This window comes from Rugamonas rivuli (genome assembly GCF_009380165.1).
Lineage (GTDB): Bacteria > Pseudomonadota > Gammaproteobacteria > Burkholderiales > Burkholderiaceae_D > Rugamonas > Rugamonas rivuli.
Map to the genome: position 1 here is coordinate 269,418 of NZ_WHUF01000003.1, position 19,599 is coordinate 289,016.

Sequence of the window (19,599 nt, forward strand, 5' to 3'; positions counted from 1 at the left end):
GCCCCCATCAATGCTGCAGCAGTTCGCCGTGGCCGGCGGAGCCAGGCACCGCACCCAACTCGCCCACCGCGTCGAAGCCGATCAGGCCGAAGCGCTTCAGGTGCGTGCGCAGGATGTTGCGGCTGATGCCCAGCACCCGCGCCGTCTGCACCTGGTTGCGGTGGCAGGAGTCGAAGGCGGTGCGCACCACGGCTTCCTCGAAGCGGTCGAACAGGTCCGGCTGGTCACTGTCTATCATGCTGTTGACCAGCGCAGACAGCTGCTGCTGCAAGCTGTCCGCACTCGGAGGCGGCGGCGCGGATGGCGCCTGCCGCGCCAGGTGCGTGTGATGGCGGTGCGAGATGCCGGTCAGCTTCAGGTCTTCGGCCTGGATCTGGTTGTCGCGGCAGACGATCAGCGCGAAGTGGATGACGTTTTCCAGCTCCCGGATATTCCCCGGCCATTCGTAGGACAGCAGCGCCACCTTGGCGTCCGACGACAGCGTGACATCCTCCAGTTTCAGCTTGCCGCTGTAGACGTCGATGAAATGGCGGGCCAGCGGCAGGATGTCGCCGGTGCGTTCGCACAGCGGCGGCAGGTGCACGGTCGCCACGCCGAGGCGGTAGTACAGGTCGGAGCGGAAGCGGTCGGCCGCTATCGCCTTGTGCAGGTCGACGTTGGTGGCCGCCACCAGGCGCACGTTCAGCGGTATCGGCTGGCGCGCGCCGAGGCGCACCACCTGCCGCTCCTGCAGCACGCGCAGCAGCTTCACTTGCAGCGCCAGCGACAGGTCGCCGATCTCGTCGAGGAACAGGGTGCCGCCGTTGGCCGCTTCAAACCAGCCGGAGCGCGCCTGCGTGGCGCCGGTGAAGGCGCCCGCTTCGTGGCCGAACAGCTCCGCATCGATCAGCGTTTCGCTGAAGGCGCCGCAGTTGACCGCGACGAAGGGACCGCGCCGCCCGCTCTGGTTGTGGATGTGGCGCGCGATCAGCTCCTTGCCGGTGCCGGTCTCGCCGACGATCAGGGTGGTGGCGTCGCTGCGGGCGATGCGCTCCACCTGTTGCAGCAGTTCCGACGAGCGCGGATCGTGAAATAGCAAGGCCTTGGCGCGGATCGACAAGGTCATCCCGGACTGGTCGGGGAAGGTAAGTAGATTGTCCACGGCGGTTCCCGTTATTGTTGAGTAGTCATGCCAGAGTAGGGAAAATTTGTTGCGGCGCACACGAATCATTACGTACATCTAAATTCACATTCTGGATAAAGAGGCATCGCCACTGCTGTGGATTGGTGCGGCTTGCGGCGGGAACGTAAAATGATTTTTCGGACAGTGTTGTATTTCATTTGCTGCACTGCGAGGTGCTGCAAAACCAACATGGGATCAACAGTTGTGCAACACTGTCACAAAATGGAATGCCGCCACGTCTAAGCTGAACGACTCCTACTTTTACCTGCCATGACCGACACCATCGCCTTCGACGCCCTGCGTCCACGACTGTTCTCCATCGCCTACCGCATGCTCGGCACGCGCGCAGACGCCGAGGACGTGGTGCAGGATGCCTGGCTGCGCTGGCACGGCAGCGCGCAGGAGGCCGTGCAGTCGGCCGAGGCCTGGCTGGTGACGATCACCACCCGCCTCGCCATCGACCGCCTGCGCGGACGCATGGCGGAGCGCGAGTCCTATGTCGGCTGGTGGCTGCCGGAGCCCATCGTGGAACTGGACGAGCGCACGCCCGAGAGCAGCGCCGAGATGGCGAGCGAGGTGTCGGTGGCCTTCCTGTGGGTGCTGGAGCGGCTGTCGCCCGAGGAGCGCGCGGCGTTCCTGATGCGGCAGGTGTTCGATCACGACTATGCCGATATCGCCGAGGTACTGGGCAAGAGCGAAGCGGCCTGCCGGCAGATGGTGCACCGCGCGCAGGAGCGCGTGCAGCAGCAGAAGCCGCGCTTCGACGTGCCGAAGGACCAGCACCGCGACCTGCTGGGTAAATTCATCGAGGCGGCCAAGGTCGGCGACCGCGCGGCCATGAAGGCGATGATGGCGGGCGACGTACAACTGGTAGCCGACGGCGGCGGCAAGGTCAACTCCTTCCTGCACATCCTGCACGGCGCCGGGCGCGTGGCCGGGGTGTACTGGTCGCTGGAGCACCAGAATCCGAACAAGGTCGTCTACCTGTCGGCGCGCGTCAACGGCGCTCCGGGGCTGATCCGCTATGTGGACGGCAAGCTGGAGTCGGCGCAGTCCTTCCTGGTGGAGGACGGCGCCATCGTTTCGATCTTCATCGTGCGCAATCCGGACAAGCTGACCGGTGTGCCGCAATTTATTTGAGATTTTTTTAAAAAGCTGTCACAGGATGTGAAGCCGGGGCGTCTAACAGGTATGGAGGGCGCAATGGTGTGCCCTCAAACGAACGAAAGGCACCATCATGAACCACTCCGCACGCATCCCCTTCTTCCAGCTCGCGCCAGCCAACCTGCACGCGATGATCGCGCTGTCCGGCACCGTCAAGAAAAGTTCGCTGGGCCCGCGCCTGGTGGAGCTGATCAATCTGCGCGTATCGCAGATCAACGGCTGCGGCGTCTGCATCGATATGCACTGGCGCGATCTGATCAAGCAGGAAGCCAATCCGCGCCACCTGAACGCCATCGCCGGCTGGCGCGAAGCGCCCTTCTTCAGCGAGCGCGAACGCGCAGCGCTGAACTGGGCCGAGGCGGTCAACGCGATCCCGCACCAGCACCCTAGCGACGATGATTTCGCGCTGCTGCAGCAGCATTTCACCGACAACGAGATCGCCGAGATCAGCTACACCATCGCCGTGATCAAGGGTTGGAACACCATCAACGCCAGCCTGCGCAACCAGATCCCTGAAGTGCCGGCGCCCGGCATGTAAGGTCAGGCCTTGAGGATTTGTGCGACCACGGCGCAGACGTGGTCGACATCCTCCGCCGTCATCGACGCGTGCAGCGGCAGGGTGACGGTTTCGCGTGCGATGCGTTCGGCGATGGGGAACTGGCCGTCGGTGTAGCCGTAGCCGCGGCCGACGGTGGTCAGGTGGCAGGCTTCGTACGACATGCCGGTGCCCACGCCCTGCTCCTGCAAGGCGGCGCGGAAGCTCTTGCGGGTGTGGCCGAACTGTTCGTAGGGGATCAGCACGTTGAACATATTCCAGCTCTGGCGCGGCACGCCTTGCGGCGGCAGCACCACGCCCGGCACTGGCGGGAATTTTTCGAAGTAGCGCTCCACCAGCGCGGCGCGCTGCACCAGGAAGCGCGGCAGCTGCTTCAACTGGTGCACGCCGATCACCGCCGAGACGTCGGACATATTGAATTTTCCGGCGGCGACGGCGACGTCGCGCGTGTCGTCGGGCAGGCGCTTGATGCCGTGGAAGCGCAGCAGGTCCACCAGTTTGGCCTCGTCCTCGCTGGCGACGACGATGGCGCCGCCTTCGATGGTGGTCATGTTTTTATTCGGGTGGAAGCTGAAGGTGGCGATGTCGCCGAAGCCGCCGACCGGCTGGTCCTTCCAGTAGGAGCCCTGCACCAGCGCGGCGTCTTCGATCACGCGCAGCTGGTGGCGCTTGGCCAGCGCGTACAGCGCGTCGATGTCGCCCAGCGCGCCGGGGAAGTGGGTCGGCATGATGGCCTTGGTGCGCGGCGTGATGGCCGCCTCCACCTGCGCCAGGTCTATGGCGCGGGTGTGCAGCTCGCAATCGACGAACACCGGCGTGGCGCCGACCTTGACGATCATGTTCATCGCGGAGAAGAAGCTTTGCGCGGAGGTGATCACTTCGTCGCCGGGGCCGATGCCGCATACTTGCAGCGCGATTTCCATCGCGCCCGTCGCCGACGTCAGCACGCGCGAGGGGCGGCCGCTGAAGCTCTCGGACAAGGCGCGCTCCAGTTCCGTCACATTGGGGCCGGTGGCGATCCAGTTGGAACGCAGCACGGCGGCGACGGCCTGGATGGTGTCTTCATCGAGTTGGGGTTGGGCGAATTTGAGCATGGATGGCGGCCTGTGCGGAGAGACTGGGACAACGATTCTACCAGCGCCGCACGCTAGCTGCTCAGGCATGGCCACAGCACGGCGGCATGCGCCTGGCCGGCCCCCAGCACACGCTCCGCGATCAGCGCGCCCAGCTTGCGGTAGCTCTCCCACTGCGCCTCGTCAAAAAACTGATCGGCCGTGGTCTGCTGGGGAAACTGCGGCTGGTCGGCGGCATGCGTGCACAGGTCGCCCGGCATGGCGCCGACCTGCACCGGCTTGAGGACGACGATGCGCACGTCCGGTGCGCCGCCCGGTACGCTGCCCGGACGGTAGCCGTTGAGCAGCAAGGCACAATGACCGTTGCGGTCGCCCCGCCGCATGGTCTCGAAACTGCCGAAGGCGTCCTCCAGCGCCGCCGCTTGCGCGCCCTCCGCCAGGCGCAGGTCCAGGCCAAAGTCGATCCGGGCCAGGCGGATCAGGACGCCGAGGTCGTGGTACTGGTAGGCGGGGTCGGCGCCGCAGTCGCAGGCCACGATCAGTTTGATCTGGCGCTCCGGCCGCAGCAACTCGTAGATGCCGGTATTGTCGAAATGGCCGCCGTCGCTCAGGTAGTGAAAGCGGCGCCGCAGTCCGTGGAAATGGGCGGTCAATTCCTCGACCAGATACACCTGGGTCGGGAAGTAGCGGCGCATCCATCTGGCCAGGCGGTTGCGCTCGTCGTCCGGCTTCGCCGGGATCCCGGACTGCCACCAGCGTCCCAGCCGCACGTTGGCAAGGCCCAGCAGGAAAGCCTTGGCGGCCGTGGTGCCGCGCCCCATGCCGCTGCTGACCGCGGCGCCCGAGACCGCCACCCACTCGCCGATGGTCAGCGTGTCGCTCTGTGCCAGCAGGGCCGGGTCCGGGTGCAGGATCTGGCCGTCGACCGCGATGTTGGGCACGACAGGATGGTTCTGCATGCCGGGCAGGATGACCATCGGCCGCCCCTTGCGGTCGCGTTGCACCAGTTGTTCCGACGGGTCGACGTTCTGGTTGAGGCAAATGTTAATCAGATGCATGGGCGCCATCTGGTTCCTGGTGTAGGCGGCATAGTCGATATGGTCGCTGGCGTCGGGTTCGGCGGAGCTGCGGGCCGCTGCCGAGGCGTGCTCGAAGCGCTTGCCGTTGGAGGCGCCGTGGTAGGCGCGGGTCAGGCGGCCGCCGTACAGTCCGGACAGCGTCGACAGGTTGAGAAATTGCGGATAGTGCGCGACGATCAGCACCAGGGCCAGCGCGCAGGCCAGGCTGATCGACACCAAGGGCAAGCGGCCCGCCAGTGTCGCGGCGAGCGCGCCGGGCTGCGGTATGCCGCCGTTCCATTCGAGCCACAGCACCGCCATGTCCCAGAACACGCACAAGACGAAGGCCAGCAACAATCCCAGCACGCCGAACAGCAGGTCCAGCGGCAAGCGCAATTTGGGGCGGCTGGTGCCGGCCTTGATCTGGTGCTGGGTCATGTGCACCAGCCAGGTCATCACGCCGCCCAGCGTCAGCTGCGACAGCCAGTGCACCCGCAGCGCGGGGTTCATGTACAGCCCTTGCGCGACGGTGTCGGCCAGCGCGACGAACAGCACGGCGCCGCTCCAGCGCAAGCCGCTGGTCAGGCAGCGGGTCAGCACCACACGGTGGTTGCCGATCACCGCGTGGTCGCCGACGCTGGTGCCGAACCACCAGATCATGGCCAGCAGCATCAGGCCCGAGGTCGCGACGGCCACATAAAACAGACGAGTCCAATCGGCGTCATGCAGCGCGGACACGGCAGCCGTGACGCCACTCAACAGCAGGATCAAACCAGCCATGACGACCGCCGGGAGCCAGCCCGATTGCCGGCCAAGGCTTCGGGAGAAGGACGTGAGCGCAGCCCGCAGGTCGGGCTTGTCGCCGATCGTACTGCTGGGGCGCGGATAGATGAGCCAGAATGCCAGGATGCAGGGCGCGACCCATGCGGCCGCCAGCAGCGCCACCAGATCCCACAGCGGACTGCACCACAGCGCAGGGCCGGCATCGAACCTCAGCCACTGGGGCAGCAGTCCGCCCGGGCCGGCCGCGCCGGCCGCTCCATAAGCGGCATAAGCCCAAGCCAATCCGTATCCGTAGACCAGCTTTGCCAGGGCAAGCACCAGGAACAGGCATGCCAGCAGCGTGCCCAGCACGTATTGCATGCCCAGCCAGGCCCTGAGCGCGGTCGCGGCGCCGTACAGCGTATCGCCGGCGCTGACCGGGGACAGGTAGCGGCCGTTTTCCCGCAGCCACGCCATGGCCATCTCGGCGCGTCCACCGGCCGTGCCGAGATGCTCGCGCAGCGCTTCGCGCATGCGCGGGGGATCGCATGTGAACACCTGGTAGGCCTGTTGCGCGGCCTGCTGGTCGGTTTGGGGCTGGCCTCCGGGCGTGGGACTCCCCAGGCGGTCGGGAATGAACAAGCTGCCGAAGAAGCTGCCGACATAGCCGCCGCCGCTGACCGTGGACAGGTAGTCGAACTGGGCCAGCAGGCAGTCGTGCGCGGCGGTGGCCTGGCCGCTCCTGGCGACACCGGGCGGAGCGGGCAGCGCAGCGGCAGGAATCCGGCTCAGCGCTTGCAACACGCCGAGGCAGAACGTGGCGCTGCGGATGCCGCCGCCCGACAGCGCCAGTCCCCATTGCTGATCGGCTTGGCTGCGCAGTGTGCTCAGGGACATCGCGCTGCGCCGCTCGCAGGCCCGCCTGCGCTCTTCGGCCATGTGGCTGCGGTAGGTGGCGGGGGCCTCGCTTGCCGGCGGCTGCTCGCCCTGCTTTGGTCGTCCTCTGCCCATGACATGCCCCCGGATCTGTCCTAGATATTCGCCAGCGCCAAGTAGTCCAGCAGGCTGGTCCCGCCAAACGCGGCAAAGGGCAGCAAGACAGCCTTGAGCAAGGGCTGCTGCCAGAAGGGGGCGAAGGCGCCTTCGTGCAGGTGCTCGATGCGTTCCAGCAGCAGCGTGAGCTGGGCTGGCTTGGGCGTGTCCGCCGCGCCCTCGCCGCTCGCACGCATGATCTCATTGCGCAGCTTCCTGGTCGCATTGCGCCGCGCGGTCTCGGCGGCGCAGCGCAGCGTCACCGCACAGGCCAGGGCCACCCCTGCGCCCAGCACCGCCAGCACGAACCCGGTGGCGGGCATGTACCAGTGATCGAAGACGGGGCTGCGCGACACCAGGAAGAGCGACAGCACGATAAAGGGGCAGTAGATCAAACGGGTGACGCACCTGGTGCGCAGGGCGATGAACTCCAGGTCGATCCAGTCGTTCAGGTAGGCGCGCGGAATCCCCAGTTCATTCTCGAACTGGGCCAGCGTAGCGGCCGGCCAGTTGGCTCCCTGCAGTCCGCGCACGAAGCTCACGCAAAAAATCGTGGCGTCCACCACAAAGAATACGAGGAAATACATGGCAATCAACATCAGGGAGTGCAGCCAATGATGCACCGTCAACGACAAGCCGCCCCGGTGCGGAGTGAACGTGGGGCCGTGCAACGCCAGCCACAGGAACCCGCTGCCGCCGGCGGCCAGCAGCACGACGGCGGTGGTGCGCAAGGCGCGCGCGCTGATACGGTTTTGCACGATGTATCGGCGCAGGAAGTCCTCGTCCGGGCGGCCGGCGGGCACGTCCGGCGGGAAGGCGAGGTGCAGCGCAAACATGTTGATGAATCGCAGCCAACGCGGCAGGCGACGATCCGCTGCGCGCTGTTCGGCCAGCAGTTTGCTGCGCAAAGGCCCGAGCTGAAGGTGCTCGATGATGTCATCCAGATTCTGGCTGAGCGCGCTCCAGCCGGCAAAGATAAGATACAGGCACAGCAGCAGCGTGAGCAGGCGGATGGCCTCGGTCGGCCAGGAGCTGATGCCTTCCAGGGCGACCAGCGGCTTGCCATCGCGGGTGAGCCAGTTGGCGAACGCTTCCCAATAGCAGGCCAGCAGCAGCGGCAGCGCGATCTGCACCAGTACGAACAAGGCGGCAAAGGTCTGCCAGCGCCACGTCCGTTGCACCGCCGATCCGATGACGAAGACCTTGACCAGCCGCCGGCGCGCGGTGCGGCTGACCAGGACAGGCGGCAGCCACAGCATCAGGACCAGCAGGCTCGCGATGAACAGCAGCGTGGCCATGCGCAAGCGCGGATACAGGGGGCTGGGCATCGGATGGAGGCTGCCGCCGCAGTGGCTCCAGTCCGGACCTTTGCAGGCGCTGCGTGGTTCGTGGCCCGCCACCGGCGCCGCCGGCGGCGGGCTGAAGTCAAAGGCCTGGGTGCGGCCGATCTCGAACAGGCGTGGCTCGGACAACCAGTTGGCAATGGTCTGCTGGCTGGTCGGCGCTGTGCTCGACGATGCGGCGCCGGTGCGCGCCGCCAGCGCGCGCCGCGCATCGTCCACGGCCAGGCGCGTCGCCAGGAAGACCGAGGTCTGGTAGCTGTCGCGAAAGGTGGGCATGTCCCCTTGCATGATCTCCGACAGGCGCAGGTTGAAGTGCGAGCCGACAAGCAGGTTGCGCGTCCACGCCTTCTCGCGCGGGTGGAGGAAGCGCGCATCCATGTCGGTGGTGAAGAAGATCGCGTTGGGAAACTCCGGCTGCAAAGCCTGCAGCACCAGCAGCTTGTCGTGCACGTCCGAGCCGAGCACGCCGATGGCGCGCAAGCCCTTGCCGTCCGGGCTGTTCTTCTGGATATCCCGGTCGACTTCGGTCAGGTGCTTTGCCAGGCGCCGCAGGTAGTCGAACTGGCTCTGTCCCTCGGCGATCTCGATGTAGCTGCCATCGCGCTGGCGGCTGTCATTCTTGTTCTCGGTCCCGAATTTGGCCTGGCCAGCCTTGGCCGCCGCAGTGTCGGCGCCGCCGGCGGCAGGCAGTTGTCCGTCGAGGCCGCGCATATAGCTGGCGCGGTGGGTGCAAAAGCCGGGCTCGTCGGGACTAGCCTTGAACTCGTTGCGCAAGCTGCGGCTATACAGCGTGTCCCATTCGGAGACGATGGCGATGTGGCTGGGTGTATCCGGGCCGATGTTCCATAACTGGCAAGTCGCGTCCTGCTTGTTCGCGCGCTCGACCGCATGCAGCCCGCGCAAGGCCAGTTCCCTGATCATCGCATCCGCCAGCTGGTCGTCGTCGCCGATGGTGCGTATCAGGTTAACCTTGTGCCCGGCAAAAAAGTGAGGCAGGGTATCGCCGGACCGCCATTGGGGAACGAGGAGCGTGTCCGGCACTGTGGCAACGGCCGAATAGATATGGAGGGGCGGCGCATCCGGCAGCGGCGTGGCGCCGGGAGGTTCAGCTTCCGTCACCATGTCGCGCAAGCCATCCGAGCGGTGGGGACCGAGGACGCGCCAGCTAACCGGCAGATCGGCGAAGCCTCGGGTCAGTTCGCGCAACTGGCGCAGCGGATAGGTCTTGAAGCCGGCGCTGTCGACCCACATGACCAGCATCCAGGGGGCCGTAGCGCTGTCCTGCCGGGTGCCGGGTTCGAACCATTCAAAGGGCACGACTTCAGGCAGCGGCGGATCTGGTGTTTCGGCGTCGCGGGAACCGGCAAAGAAATAACCCAGGTGTTCGGCGTCGAACGGCACCAGGCCACTGGCATTCAGACCGGCCAGCACCGCGTAGCGGATCCGTCGCCGACTCTCGATATCCTCCGAATAGCTACCGCCCGGCAGCATCACTGCGAGCACCTCCACCCTGGACTTGGTGCGGTTCGGGCTCTTCATGCTTGCCCGCAACCGCTCGTTGCGCAGCCGGTCGGCCGCCTTGGCCTGGGCCGGCTTGTGCTTTTGGGCTTCCTCGCGCGCTCTCGCCACGGCGCCAAAGGGATCCTGCCAAAGCCGTGCATCCATGTCCTGCGAGGCACTGGTGCGTTCGATCTTCTGCTCGCTGACCGGCGGGCGCGTGGCCTCCAGCGGGACGGCGCGGATGAACAGTCCGCCGGCCGTGAGCATGACGATGGCCATGAGCCCGCTGAAGGGAATGCCGCCTGCTGACTTCGATTCCTTCTCCATGACGGGCCTTTATGCACAAGGACGGCGCGCGCGCCGGCGGCTATGAGTCTTGGATTGGACATCGACTGCTGGATGGGAGTTCCGCTGCCGGTTGCGGCCATAGGATTAAAAAACAAAGGCCCCGGTGCTTTCGCGCCGGGGCCTTTTTCTTGAATCCAGTGGTGGAGACGGCGGGAATCGAACCCGCGTCCGCAAGCACTCTACAGACAGTTCTACATACTTAGCACTATCATTTAATTTAACCAGTACAACACGGACGTGCACGTTTTGGACTAGCGATTCACCTTAGATTTAGCACGGATTGAAGTGACCCCTCACAGTGCGATTCCCTGTAAATGACTCCATGACTTTTAACGGTCCGCCCCAGGGAAGAAGCGTTTAGGAGCTAACAGCAATTAAGCTGCCAGTGCGTACGAGTTATCGTTTGCAGTTAAGTTTTTCTGGGTGTATTTACGAGGTAGCCAGGCCTCGGTATGCCCTGTTCTGCTTTGCAACCCACGTCGAAACCAGGTCGTCCCCACAGAACTTCATTCTACCGCACTTTGCCCGGCTACGCACCCTCACTCTCAACCGCACGTCAAACGCCCGTCATATTTGCCCGTTATAGTGAGCGCAGTTCTCACACAGAACGACCAATTAGCGCCTCTCCGAGGCGGCTACTACCGGCGCCGGCGGTCGGGAAATATACCGGCACCAACACTCCCCCAGCCCGCTAAAGCACGGCCATGGACTTGGCCAGCAGGCCGAACATGCCCAGGAAACCGGAAAGCAATAGCGCAACCAGCCAGCGGAACTGGGCGTCGCTGCGATCCATACGCTTCTGGCTTTCATAGATCACCGTGTCGATGCGGACGGTGATTTCGCGGTGCATGCTGTCGATACGACTGCCTAGATCCCTGTGCATGGCGTCCATACGGGCAGTAGTCTCGCGGTGCATATTGTCGATACGGCTACCCAAATCACTGTTCATGGCGTCCATGCGGGCACTAGTCTCGCGGTGCATATTGTCGATACGACTACCTAAATCACGGTGCATAGCGTCCATGCGACTCTGCATGGCATCCATGCGGGTAATCGTCTCGCCGCGCAAGAGGTCAATCCGCGCTGTGGTCTCGCGGCGTAACTGGTCTATCCGCTCCGTGGTCTCGCGGCGCAGCTCGTCGATGCGGGCGTTGACTTCCCTGAAACCAAGCCCGCTCTCCTGCCTCAATGTTTCAATCTGGGCGTCCATCACCTCATCCTCGACACCATGCCGGCCGTTGTCAAGCTGAGCTAACGCGCTATTTTTCGCTGTCATCACACGGCCCACCCCTGTCCGGCCAGCTTAATCCCGGCTCCGAACCGCAGTCCTGATCTGCCTCAAGCCCATCCTTGCGCCACGTTGTTGCGATGCAGCACAAAATACGGTGTCCGTATGGTTTTTTCTCAACACAGCCATCGCGCTGCATTAAAATGAAAGCCACACCACCGCGCCCGACCTACGCCATGCCCAGTGCCGCTGCCCTCGACGCCCCCAGCCCGAAGAAACGCGGCCGCCCCCAGAAAGGGGAAGGCGGCGGCTTGCGCGCGGAATTGATCGAGAAATCGGCCCAGCTGTTCCGCACCAAGGGCTACGACAACACCACCGTGCGCGATATCGCGGCCGCCGCCGGCATCCAGGCCGGCAGCTGGTTCTACCATTTCAAGACCAAGCAGGACATCCTGGCCGCCATCATGGAGCAAGGCCTGGCGCACTCGCTGGCCGAGATCGAGGCCATCGCCCGCCAGCCGCTGCCGCCGTGCGCGCTGCTGCGCAAGCTGGTCGAGGCCCACCTGCACACGCTGCTGGCGCCCGACCACCATTTCATCGCCGTGCTGCTGTACGAATGGCGCTCGCTGGACGCCGCCTCGCGCGCGCGCATCATCACGCTCAAGGACCGCTACGAGGCCGTCTGGGACCACGCCATCGCCGCCCTGCACCGCTCCGGCGACTGGGCCATGCCCTCGCAGTTCGACCGCCTGCTGATCTTCGGCGCGCTGAACTGGACCGTGCAGTGGTACAAGCCCGGCAGCGGCGCCGATATCCAGCAGCTGGCGCAACAGGCGATGTTGTTCATCCTGCGCACGCCGGCCGCGCTTGAGGCACAATAGAGGCATATCTTGAAAGGAATGCCTGATGATTTATGAAATCGCCGAGCTGTACATCAAACCCGAGTCGCACGCCGCCTTCCAGGCTGCGGTGGCCGAGGCGGTGCCGGTGTTCAAAAACGCCGCCGGCTGCCTGTCGATGCGCCTGGACCGCGACATCGAGGTGCCCGATACCTATCACCTGGTGGTGGGCTGGCAGACGGTGGAACACCATACGGTCGATTTTCGCGGCAGCCAGGGTTTCCTGACCTGGCGCGGGCTGGTGGGCAGCCATTTCGCCCTGCCACCGAAAGTGGAACATTTCGAAACCGTGGTCTCCGGCTTTTAAGCCGCCCATGACTGCGCAGTCTCAAGAAGGAGGCTCATCATGACCCGCACCATCCACCGCAACTTCGATCAGGTGACGGACGCCGAAAGCGCCCGCAGCGCCCTGCTGGCCAGCGGCTTTCCGCCGTCCTGCGTCAAGCTGACCAAGCATACGACGCTGCCGCCCAGCGTGTCGACCAGCATGGTCGGCAATCTGCTCGATTCCCTCACGCCGGGCGGCCCGGCCGCCGCCGCGCAGGCCCGCCTGCGCACCGGCGCCATGCTGACCATCGATATCTACGATGAAGACGAGGGCCAGAAAGCCGACGCCATCATGGGCGGCTTCGGCTCCAAGGCGGCGTAGTCAGCCGGCCAGCAGGCCGGCCAGTCCGCCGCTGTCGGCGCCGGCCTGCTGGCGCCGCATCCATTCGCCGGCGTCGGCCACCGTCAGCGGCCGCGCGTAGAAGAAGCCTTGCAGCGCGTGACAACCGGCGTCGCGCGCGGCCACCGCTTGCTCCAGCGTTTCGATGCCTTCGGCCACCACTTGCAGGTCGAGCGCGGCCGCCAGCTGGCAGATCGCCATCACCACCGCCACCGCGTCCGGCGCCGGCAGCGGGTCGATCAGGCCGCGGTCGATCTTCACCGTGCTCAGCGGCAGCTGGCGCAGCATGCTCAGCGACGAAAACCCCGTACCGAAATCGTCCATCGCCACATCGATGCCCAGCGCGCTGAGCTGCTGGAGTTGCAGCTGCGTGTCGTCGAGGTTGTCCACGGCCGCGCTTTCGGTGATCTCCAAGGTCAGGCAGCGCGGCGGGATGCCGGTCTCGCTCAGCACGCGTTCGACCAGCTGCAAAAAGCCGCGGTTGAGCAGCTGCATCGGCGAGACGTTGACCGCCACCGGCATGCAGTCGCCCAGCTCGGCGTACCAGGCGGCGATCTGGCGGCAGGCCAGCTCCAGCAGCATGGCGCCCAGCTCCGGTATCAGGCCGGTGCGCTCGGCGATGGCGATGAATTCCACCGGGCTGATCATGCCCACGCCCGGCCGCACCCAGCGCGCCAGCGCTTCAAAGCCGAGCAGCTTGCCGCTGACGGCGTCGATCTTGGGCTGGTAGTCCAGGTAGATTTCGTGGTTGCGGATGCCCTTGCGCAGCGCCTGTTCGTTGTCCAGCGATTTGCTCGACATCTGCTCGAAGCGCTGCTCGGCCATCGCCAGCGCCGTGCCGGGCGTGCGCTTGGCCTGGTACATGGCGGCGTTGGCGGCGCGCAGCAGCGCTTCGGCGTTGCCGGCGTTCTCGGGGAAGACCGCCATGCCCATCGAGGCATCGATGAAGTATTCGCCGGCCGGCACCTTGATCGCCTGCACGCAGGCGCTTTGCAGGCGCTCGGCGATGTCGCGCGCATTGCCTTCGTCGGGATCGACGATGGCGAACTCGTCGCCGCCCAGCCGTATCAGTTCGGCGCGCGCGCCCAGCGCTTCCTTGAGCTTGGCCGCGAAGGCTTTCAGCACGTGGTCGCCGGTGACGTGGCCCTGGCTCTGGTTGAACAGCTTGAAGCGGTCGATGTTCAGCACCACCAGCGTGCAGTGCAGCGAGCCGTCGGCCAGGTAGCAGTATTCGCGCAGGCGCTGCATCAGCACGGTGCGGTTGGGCAGTCCGGTCAGCTTGTCGTGGGTGGCCTGGTGCACCAGCGCGCGGGCGCTGGCGTTGCGTTCGGTGTCGTCGGTGATCAGGATTTGCGTGGCGGCCACGCCGTCCCATTCGACGCGCCAGGCTTCGAAGCGCAGCTCCAGCTCGCGCCCGCCCGCCACTTCGCGCCGGCCTTCCCAGTTGGCGATGGCGAGCTTGCCTTCCTGCAGCAGGCGGTGCTGGCGCTGCAATTGCTCGTCGCTGAAGCTTTCCGGCGGCAGGTCGGCAAACACCACGTAGTTGCCCTGCCCCAGCGGCATGCCATAGATGCCGCGCACCGCCGGGTTGGCGTACAGGATGCGCTGGCCGTCGGTGACGACCACGCCCTGCACCGAGTGTTCGGTCAGCAGCTGGAAGCGCGCGGCCAGCTTGCCGGCGTCGCGCAGCGCGCCTTCCAGCGCCGACAGCACGGAGACGGTGCCGATGGCGGCGCGCAGCAAGGTGGCGAAGAAGATGCTGGCGGCCACGCCCTGCTCGCCGTAGAACACCAGCAGCAGCTGGTTCAGGCCGAGCAGGATCAGCAGCGGCCCGACCAGCCGTTCCAGCGCATGGGTGCGCCACAGCCAGCGCATCGCCAGCACACCGGTAGCCATCAGCACCGCCAGATTGAACAGCGGCCAGAACAGCAGCTTGGCGGCCGGCGCCGGCGCCAGCAGCGCGACGGCGGCGCCCACGCCGATGACGATGGCGGCGCTGCGCGGCAGGCGGCGGCCGGCCAGCTGCGCCACGCTGGAAGCGAGGAAGATCAGGTTGCCGACGGCGCCGGCCAGTATCAGCGGCAGGCCCAGCACGCCGTACGGCGCGGCCGCTTCGGTGTGCACCAGGTAGCCGAACGCCAGCAGCGAGGCGAACAGCGTGGAGCGGCCCATGTCGCGGGCGAAGGTCTGGCTGCGGTGGCGGCGCCAGACCAGCAGCAGCGCCACCCCGATCACGACGAACATGGCGGCGTTGGTCAGATAGAGGTAGAGCATGCCGTCCATGTCAGGCCGCCCGATGCTTGCATACCTGGCGCATGGCGGCCAGGCAGATGAAATCCATACACGGCGCACGGCGGGCGCGCGCGCCATGGACATGGCTGCGTAGCCCGCCAGCGTAGCGAATTCGGCAGTCGGTGAATATCCTTAGCATAAAGTCATTCTAACCGTAAATCGGGCGCGGATGTCCATGGCCTGGCGATGCATCGGGACGGCATGGCCATATCCGCGCATCATTGTTGTCGAACTCACATCTGGCGGAACAGATGCGCGAACAGCGGACTGACCGGCAACCTGGCCGCCGTCCCGCGCACGTGCAGTGTCAGCCTGCCGTTGTCCTCGCGGCGGGCCGCCGTCAGGTGCTGCAGGTTGGCGATGCAGCTGCGGCTGATCTGGGCAAATTGCGCGCTATCGAGTTGTCCCAGCAATTCCTTCAGGCTGACGCGGATCAGCGCATTGCCTTCGACGGTGACGACCTCGACATACTTGTCCAAGGCCTGGAAATACAACACGTCCGCCACCGGTATCAGCCGCACCATATTGTTGCCCACCGACGCGCGGATCACGTTCAGCCGCGCCTTCGCCGGCGTGGCCGGCGCAGGCAGCAGCGCGCGCATTTGCGCCGCCAGCCGCGCCAGGCCGTCGTCGCCGAGCCATGCCGGCGAGGCCGACGCCGCATCGGCCGCCAACCGGGTTTGCAAGCGATGGACGGTGCGCGCCAGGCGCGCGGCATCGACCGGCTTCAGCACATAATCCAGCGCCGCCTGCTCGAACGCCTGCACCGCATAACCATCGTAGGCGGTGACGAAAACGATCAAAGGAAAGGCGGCGCCGCCGTCCCAGCGCTCGGCCAGTTCCTGGGCGGCCTCCAGTCCCGTCTGGCCTGGCATTTTGATGTCCAGGAACAGGATGTCGGGCCTCAGCGACAGCGCCGCCTCCACTGCGGCGACGCCATTGGCCGCGATCGGCAACAGCTCAAGATCCGGCCACAACTGCCGCAGCGCTTGCGCCAGCACATCCGCCAGGATCGGTTCATCTTCGGCGATCAGCGCGCGGACCGTGCGCGCTGGCCGTTCAGTGCTGGTGGCGTTCATGCAAACTCCAATGGCAGTGTCAGGCGGGCCAGCACGCCGTGTGGTTGATGGGCCGCCAGCACCAGGCTGGCGCGCTCGCCGTACAGCACCTGCAGGCGCTCGCGGGTGGTGCCGACGCCGACGCCGCGGCTATCGTCGGCATCCATCGCGGCGGCGTCGGGCAAACCCAGGCCGGTGTCGATCACGGTGATCTGCAGCGCGCCGTCGCGCTCGGCGGCGACCACGGCGATCTCCCCTCCTTCGATCTTCGGTTCCAGGCCGTGGACGATGGCGTTCTCGACCAGCGGTTGCAGCAGCATCGGCGGCAATTGCGCGGCGCGCAGCGGGTCCGGCAACACGCAGTGGTAGCGCAGGCGCTCGCCCATGCGCATGTTCATCAGCGCCAGATAGGCTGCGATCGCGTCGAACTCCTGCGCCAGCGCGATATGCTCGCAGCGCGTCGCGGCCAGGTTGGCGCGCAGGTACAGGATCAGCTGGCCGAGCATATGCGTGGCCTGGCGCGGATCGCGCTCGATCAATCCCTGCAGGTTGGCCAGGGTGTTGAACAGCATATGCGGTTCGATCTGCGCCTGCAACAGGCGCAGCTGCGCCTGCAGGGCCTGGCGCTCCACGGCATCGGCGCGGGCCCGCGCTTCGCCGCGCTCGGCGCTGATGCGCTCCAGCCGCTCGCGGCTCAGTATCAGCAACATGGTCGCGCCGACCGACAGCAGCGCGAACAGGACGGTATGGAATTTCCAGGCCGGATAGCGCGCCTGGGCCGGCCAGCTGTCGCCCATGACCAGCCCGCCGATCAGCAGCGCGCTGAAATGGCCGACCAGCGCGCTGGCGACGCCCAGCGCCAGCAGCGGCATGCGCCAGCGCCGCCGCTGCGCCGGATGGTCCCCCAGCAGCAGCCGGGCGCCGTCGATGATGGCCACCGCGACCACGCCGACCGTCAGCGAGTAGACAACCTGGCTATACAGCTCTTGCCGCTGGCCGAACACCAGGTCCACCAGCACGCCGGCGCAGGTGTTGAGCAGGATGGTCAGAACCAGGTCGTCGGCAAAGCGGCGCCAGCGCGACCTGGACGGTGGAGTAAGCGTGATCATGATGGATTTCTTCATAGGCAACGCCCGACAGTGTGCCGGATGCGCTGCGGAGCAACAAGGCCCGTGCGACCAAGCCGGGTAAAACCGGAGTGTAGCGGGCGCCACGCGGAGCGAAAGGCCGCGGGCGCCCGCCCCTGGAGCCGTTAGCGGCTGCCGCCGACGTCGAACACGCTGCGCAGATAGGCGAGGAAGGTCTGGTCGTCGCAGATGGTCTTGCCCGGCGAGTCGGACAGCTTGGCGACCGGCTTGCCATTGCAGCGCACCAGCTTCATGACGATTTCCAGCGCCGGGAACTGCGGGCCGAAGTCGTGGGTCAGGTTGGTGCCGATGCCGAACGCGACCTGAGTGCGCGGCGCGAAGCGGCGCCACAGCTCGATGGATTTTTCGACGTTGAGGCTGTCCGAAAACACCAGCAGCTTGGTATGCGCATCGATGCGCAGCTTGGCATAGTGGGCCAGCGCCTTCTCGCCCCACTCGGCCGGATCGCCCGAGTCGTGGCGCAGGCCGTCGAACAGCTTGGCGAAGTACAGGTCGAAGTCGCGCAGGAAGGCATCCATGCCGACCACGTCGGTGAGCGCCACGCCGAGATCGCCCCGGTACGTCTGCACCCAGGCCTCCAGCGCCGCCTTTTGCGAATTGCGCAGCGGCACGTCGTGCACGGCTTGAAAAGTCTGCATGAATTCATGGGCGACTGTGCCGATCGGCGTCAACCCCAGCTTCATCGCCAGGTAGACGTTGCTGGTGCCCTTGAACACGCTGGGCACCTGCGCCACCAGCGTCTGCACGACTTCCTCGTGCCAGTCGCTGCTGAAGCGGCGGCGCAGGCCATAGTCGGCCAGGCCGAACGGGTGGACACTTTCCAGCGCGGCCGCCTCGGCTTCGAAGCTGCGCAAGCGCGCGATCTTGGCGGCCAGCCGGCGCCGGCCCTCTTCCAGCGCAGGCTGCTGCGGATAGCGGCGGGCGTGCAGCTGGCCGACGATGGCCAGTATGAAAATCTCGAAGAACATCACATGCATCTGCGGTCCGCGCGCGACGATGTCCAGTCCCTCGCCGTTCACTTCGATACTGATGAAGCGTTGCTGCAAGCGGAAGATGGACAGGAAGTCGACAAAGCTGGACTTGATGTAGCGTAGCGAGCGCAGGTAGTTGAGCTCTTCCTCGCGGAAGCTCAGCGAACACAGGTGCTCCACCTCGCGCACCAGGGCGTCCTTGAGTTCCGCCAGCGGCATGGCGGGCGGCTTGCGGCAGACGAAGCGGTATTCCGCCTCGTTGTCGTTGTAGGCGCTGGTGAACAGCGCCTGCCACATGGTGAATTTGTATAAATCGGTTTCCAGCAGGCTGCGGATGATGGGCTGGTTCATGCCGGATCCGTTCCGAGCCCGCGGCTGGCGTTGGCCAGCAGTTCGGGCAAGACATCGGCCGTCTGCATCAGTTGCACGCCGCGCGCCTGCATCGCCTGCAGGAAGGCCTGGTATTGCGGCGCGAAGCCGGCGACCGGGCTGATGCAGTCGGTCAGCAGCACCAGCTTGGACAGCGGCTGGCCCAGGTGCTCGACGATGTGCTCGACCGTGGCCTTGACGCAGTGGCTGCCGGCCTCGCCGGCGATGTAGACCTGGTCGGCCTCGGCCAGCGTGGCGATGAAGCCGGTGTTGAGCTGGGTGTCCGGGTCGTCGGCATCCGGCACTTCGGCCATGACGGCGGAATAGTGCTCGGTCCACGGATTGGAACCCTTGGCCAGCTTGGCGACGATGCCCAGCGACGCTTCTTCCCAGGCGCCGTAGGCGGCGCGCACGTCGTCGTGGACGTTGTTGCCCCAGGTGCCGATTTCGCAGTGCACCGGCCACACCATCAGGCGGTAGCGGCCGGCCGCTTCCAGCTTGTCGAGGTAGTTCAGCGCCAGCGGCAGGGCGGCCGGATGGCGCGGCAGGAATTTTTCCGCCCGCACGTCGGCCGCGCTGATTTCGGTGTACGGCGCCACCGGGGCGCCGTCGCTGGCGATCCAGAAGGTCGGGTGGGCGATGTCGAAGCGGTGGTGGGAATCGAGCGTGATGCTGATGGCGGTCAGGCCGGCGCGGCCGCGGTTGATCAGGCCGGCCAGGCGCAGCATGTCCTGGTGGGCGCCCGGCACCGGCAGCGCCGGCGCGTGGCGCGCGCGGGTGGCCGGGTTGTCGGGCAGGTAGCTGGCCGGCAGATCGCAAAAATCGTTTTGCGGATCGATGATCAGCAGATGCAGGTTCCGTTTCATGTGGGCTCCGAGGCTTGCTTAACTGTATATGATTTTGCCCGATAGTGCGGGCCGATGGTGATGATTATCGGTCAAGCCGCAGGAATTTGCGTAAAATGCTTTT

At 65.8% G+C, this 19,599-nt stretch carries 15 protein-coding genes and 1 other RNA gene; 5 read left to right on the forward strand and 11 right to left on the reverse strand.

Annotated elements, in window-relative coordinates; genetic code table 11:
• Positions 1-7: 7 nt before the first annotated feature.
• Positions 8-1,141 (reverse strand): sigma-54 interaction domain-containing protein, encoded by a 1,134-nt coding sequence (locus GEV01_RS11570; protein ID WP_328595495.1) that lies wholly within the window; start codon positions 1,139-1,141, stop codon positions 8-10.
• 291 nt (positions 1,142-1,432) lie between these two features.
• Between GEV01_RS11570 and GEV01_RS11575 the strand changes: the two genes are divergently transcribed.
• Together GEV01_RS11575 and GEV01_RS11580 are read left to right on the forward strand one after the other, a co-directional pair.
• Positions 1,433-2,302, forward strand: coding sequence for an RNA polymerase sigma-70 factor (locus tag GEV01_RS11575; protein WP_152804431.1), 870 nt, complete (start codon positions 1,433-1,435; stop codon positions 2,300-2,302).
• Positions 2,303-2,399: 97 nt separating this feature from the next.
• Positions 2,400-2,864: a carboxymuconolactone decarboxylase family protein gene (locus GEV01_RS11580; RefSeq protein ID WP_152804433.1), complete on the forward strand. Its 465-nt coding sequence runs from the start codon at positions 2,400-2,402 to the stop codon at positions 2,862-2,864.
• A gap of 2 nt (positions 2,865-2,866) precedes the next feature.
• Here the strand turns inward: GEV01_RS11580 and GEV01_RS11585 are convergent, their stop codons facing one another.
• From GEV01_RS11585 to GEV01_RS31105, 5 genes are all read right to left on the reverse strand, one after another.
• Positions 2,867-3,976: a DegT/DnrJ/EryC1/StrS family aminotransferase gene (locus GEV01_RS11585; RefSeq protein WP_152804435.1), complete on the reverse strand. Its 1,110-nt coding sequence runs from the start codon at positions 3,974-3,976 to the stop codon at positions 2,867-2,869.
• Between the two features lie 53 nt (positions 3,977-4,029).
• Positions 4,030-6,786, reverse strand: a complete 2,757-nt coding sequence (locus GEV01_RS11590) for a patatin-like phospholipase domain-containing protein (RefSeq protein WP_152804438.1) — start codon at positions 6,784-6,786, stop codon at positions 4,030-4,032.
• A gap of 20 nt (positions 6,787-6,806) precedes the next feature.
• Positions 6,807-9,977 (reverse strand): hypothetical protein, encoded by a 3,171-nt coding sequence (locus tag GEV01_RS11595; protein WP_152804440.1) that lies wholly within the window; start codon positions 9,975-9,977, stop codon positions 6,807-6,809.
• 159 nt (positions 9,978-10,136) lie between these two features.
• Positions 10,137-10,496, reverse strand: a transfer-messenger RNA (tmRNA) gene (gene ssrA, locus GEV01_RS11600).
• Between the two features lie 193 nt (positions 10,497-10,689).
• Complete coding sequence (locus tag GEV01_RS31105) at positions 10,690-11,277, reverse strand: apolipoprotein A1/A4/E family protein (RefSeq protein WP_235914335.1); 588 nt, start codon at positions 11,275-11,277, stop codon at positions 10,690-10,692.
• A 185-nt stretch (positions 11,278-11,462) separates the two neighbouring features.
• Between GEV01_RS31105 and GEV01_RS11610 the strand changes: the two genes are divergently transcribed.
• The 3 genes from GEV01_RS11610 to GEV01_RS11620 are packed head-to-tail and all read left to right on the forward strand — an operon-like array spanning position 11,463 to position 12,774.
• Positions 11,463-12,107, forward strand: coding sequence for a TetR family transcriptional regulator (locus GEV01_RS11610; protein WP_152805638.1), 645 nt, complete (start codon positions 11,463-11,465; stop codon positions 12,105-12,107).
• Between the two features lie 25 nt (positions 12,108-12,132).
• Positions 12,133-12,432, forward strand: a complete 300-nt coding sequence (locus GEV01_RS11615) for an antibiotic biosynthesis monooxygenase family protein (RefSeq protein ID WP_152804441.1) — start codon at positions 12,133-12,135, stop codon at positions 12,430-12,432.
• A gap of 39 nt (positions 12,433-12,471) precedes the next feature.
• Positions 12,472-12,774, forward strand: coding sequence for a hypothetical protein (locus tag GEV01_RS11620; protein WP_152804443.1), 303 nt, complete (start codon positions 12,472-12,474; stop codon positions 12,772-12,774).
• Here GEV01_RS11620 and GEV01_RS11625 read toward each other — a convergent pair whose 3' ends face one another.
• The 5 genes from GEV01_RS11625 to GEV01_RS11645 form a co-directional block, all read right to left on the reverse strand.
• Positions 12,775-15,075 carry an EAL domain-containing protein gene (locus GEV01_RS11625; protein WP_152804445.1) on the reverse strand — a complete coding sequence of 767 codons (2,301 nt, stop codon included), beginning with the start codon at positions 15,073-15,075 and terminating at the stop codon, positions 12,775-12,777.
• A 242-nt stretch (positions 15,076-15,317) separates the two neighbouring features.
• On the reverse strand, positions 15,318-16,163 hold the full coding sequence (locus GEV01_RS11630) for a LytR/AlgR family response regulator transcription factor (RefSeq protein ID WP_152804448.1): 846 nt from the start codon (positions 16,161-16,163) through the stop codon (positions 15,318-15,320).
• Positions 16,160-17,266, reverse strand: a complete 1,107-nt coding sequence (locus GEV01_RS11635; protein WP_152804450.1) for a sensor histidine kinase — start codon at positions 17,264-17,266, stop codon at positions 16,160-16,162. Before GEV01_RS11635 ends, GEV01_RS11630 begins: the two co-directional genes overlap by 4 nt.
• A gap of 128 nt (positions 17,267-17,394) precedes the next feature.
• Positions 17,395-18,612: a nicotinate phosphoribosyltransferase gene (gene pncB, locus GEV01_RS11640; RefSeq protein ID WP_152804452.1), complete on the reverse strand. Its 1,218-nt coding sequence runs from the start codon at positions 18,610-18,612 to the stop codon at positions 17,395-17,397.
• A complete protein-coding gene (locus GEV01_RS11645) occupies positions 18,609-19,496 on the reverse strand; it encodes a cysteine hydrolase family protein (protein WP_152804454.1) in 888 nt (295 codons plus the stop codon). The genes pncB and GEV01_RS11645 overlap by 4 nt, the downstream gene beginning before the upstream one ends.
• Positions 19,497-19,599 lie beyond the last annotated feature (103 nt).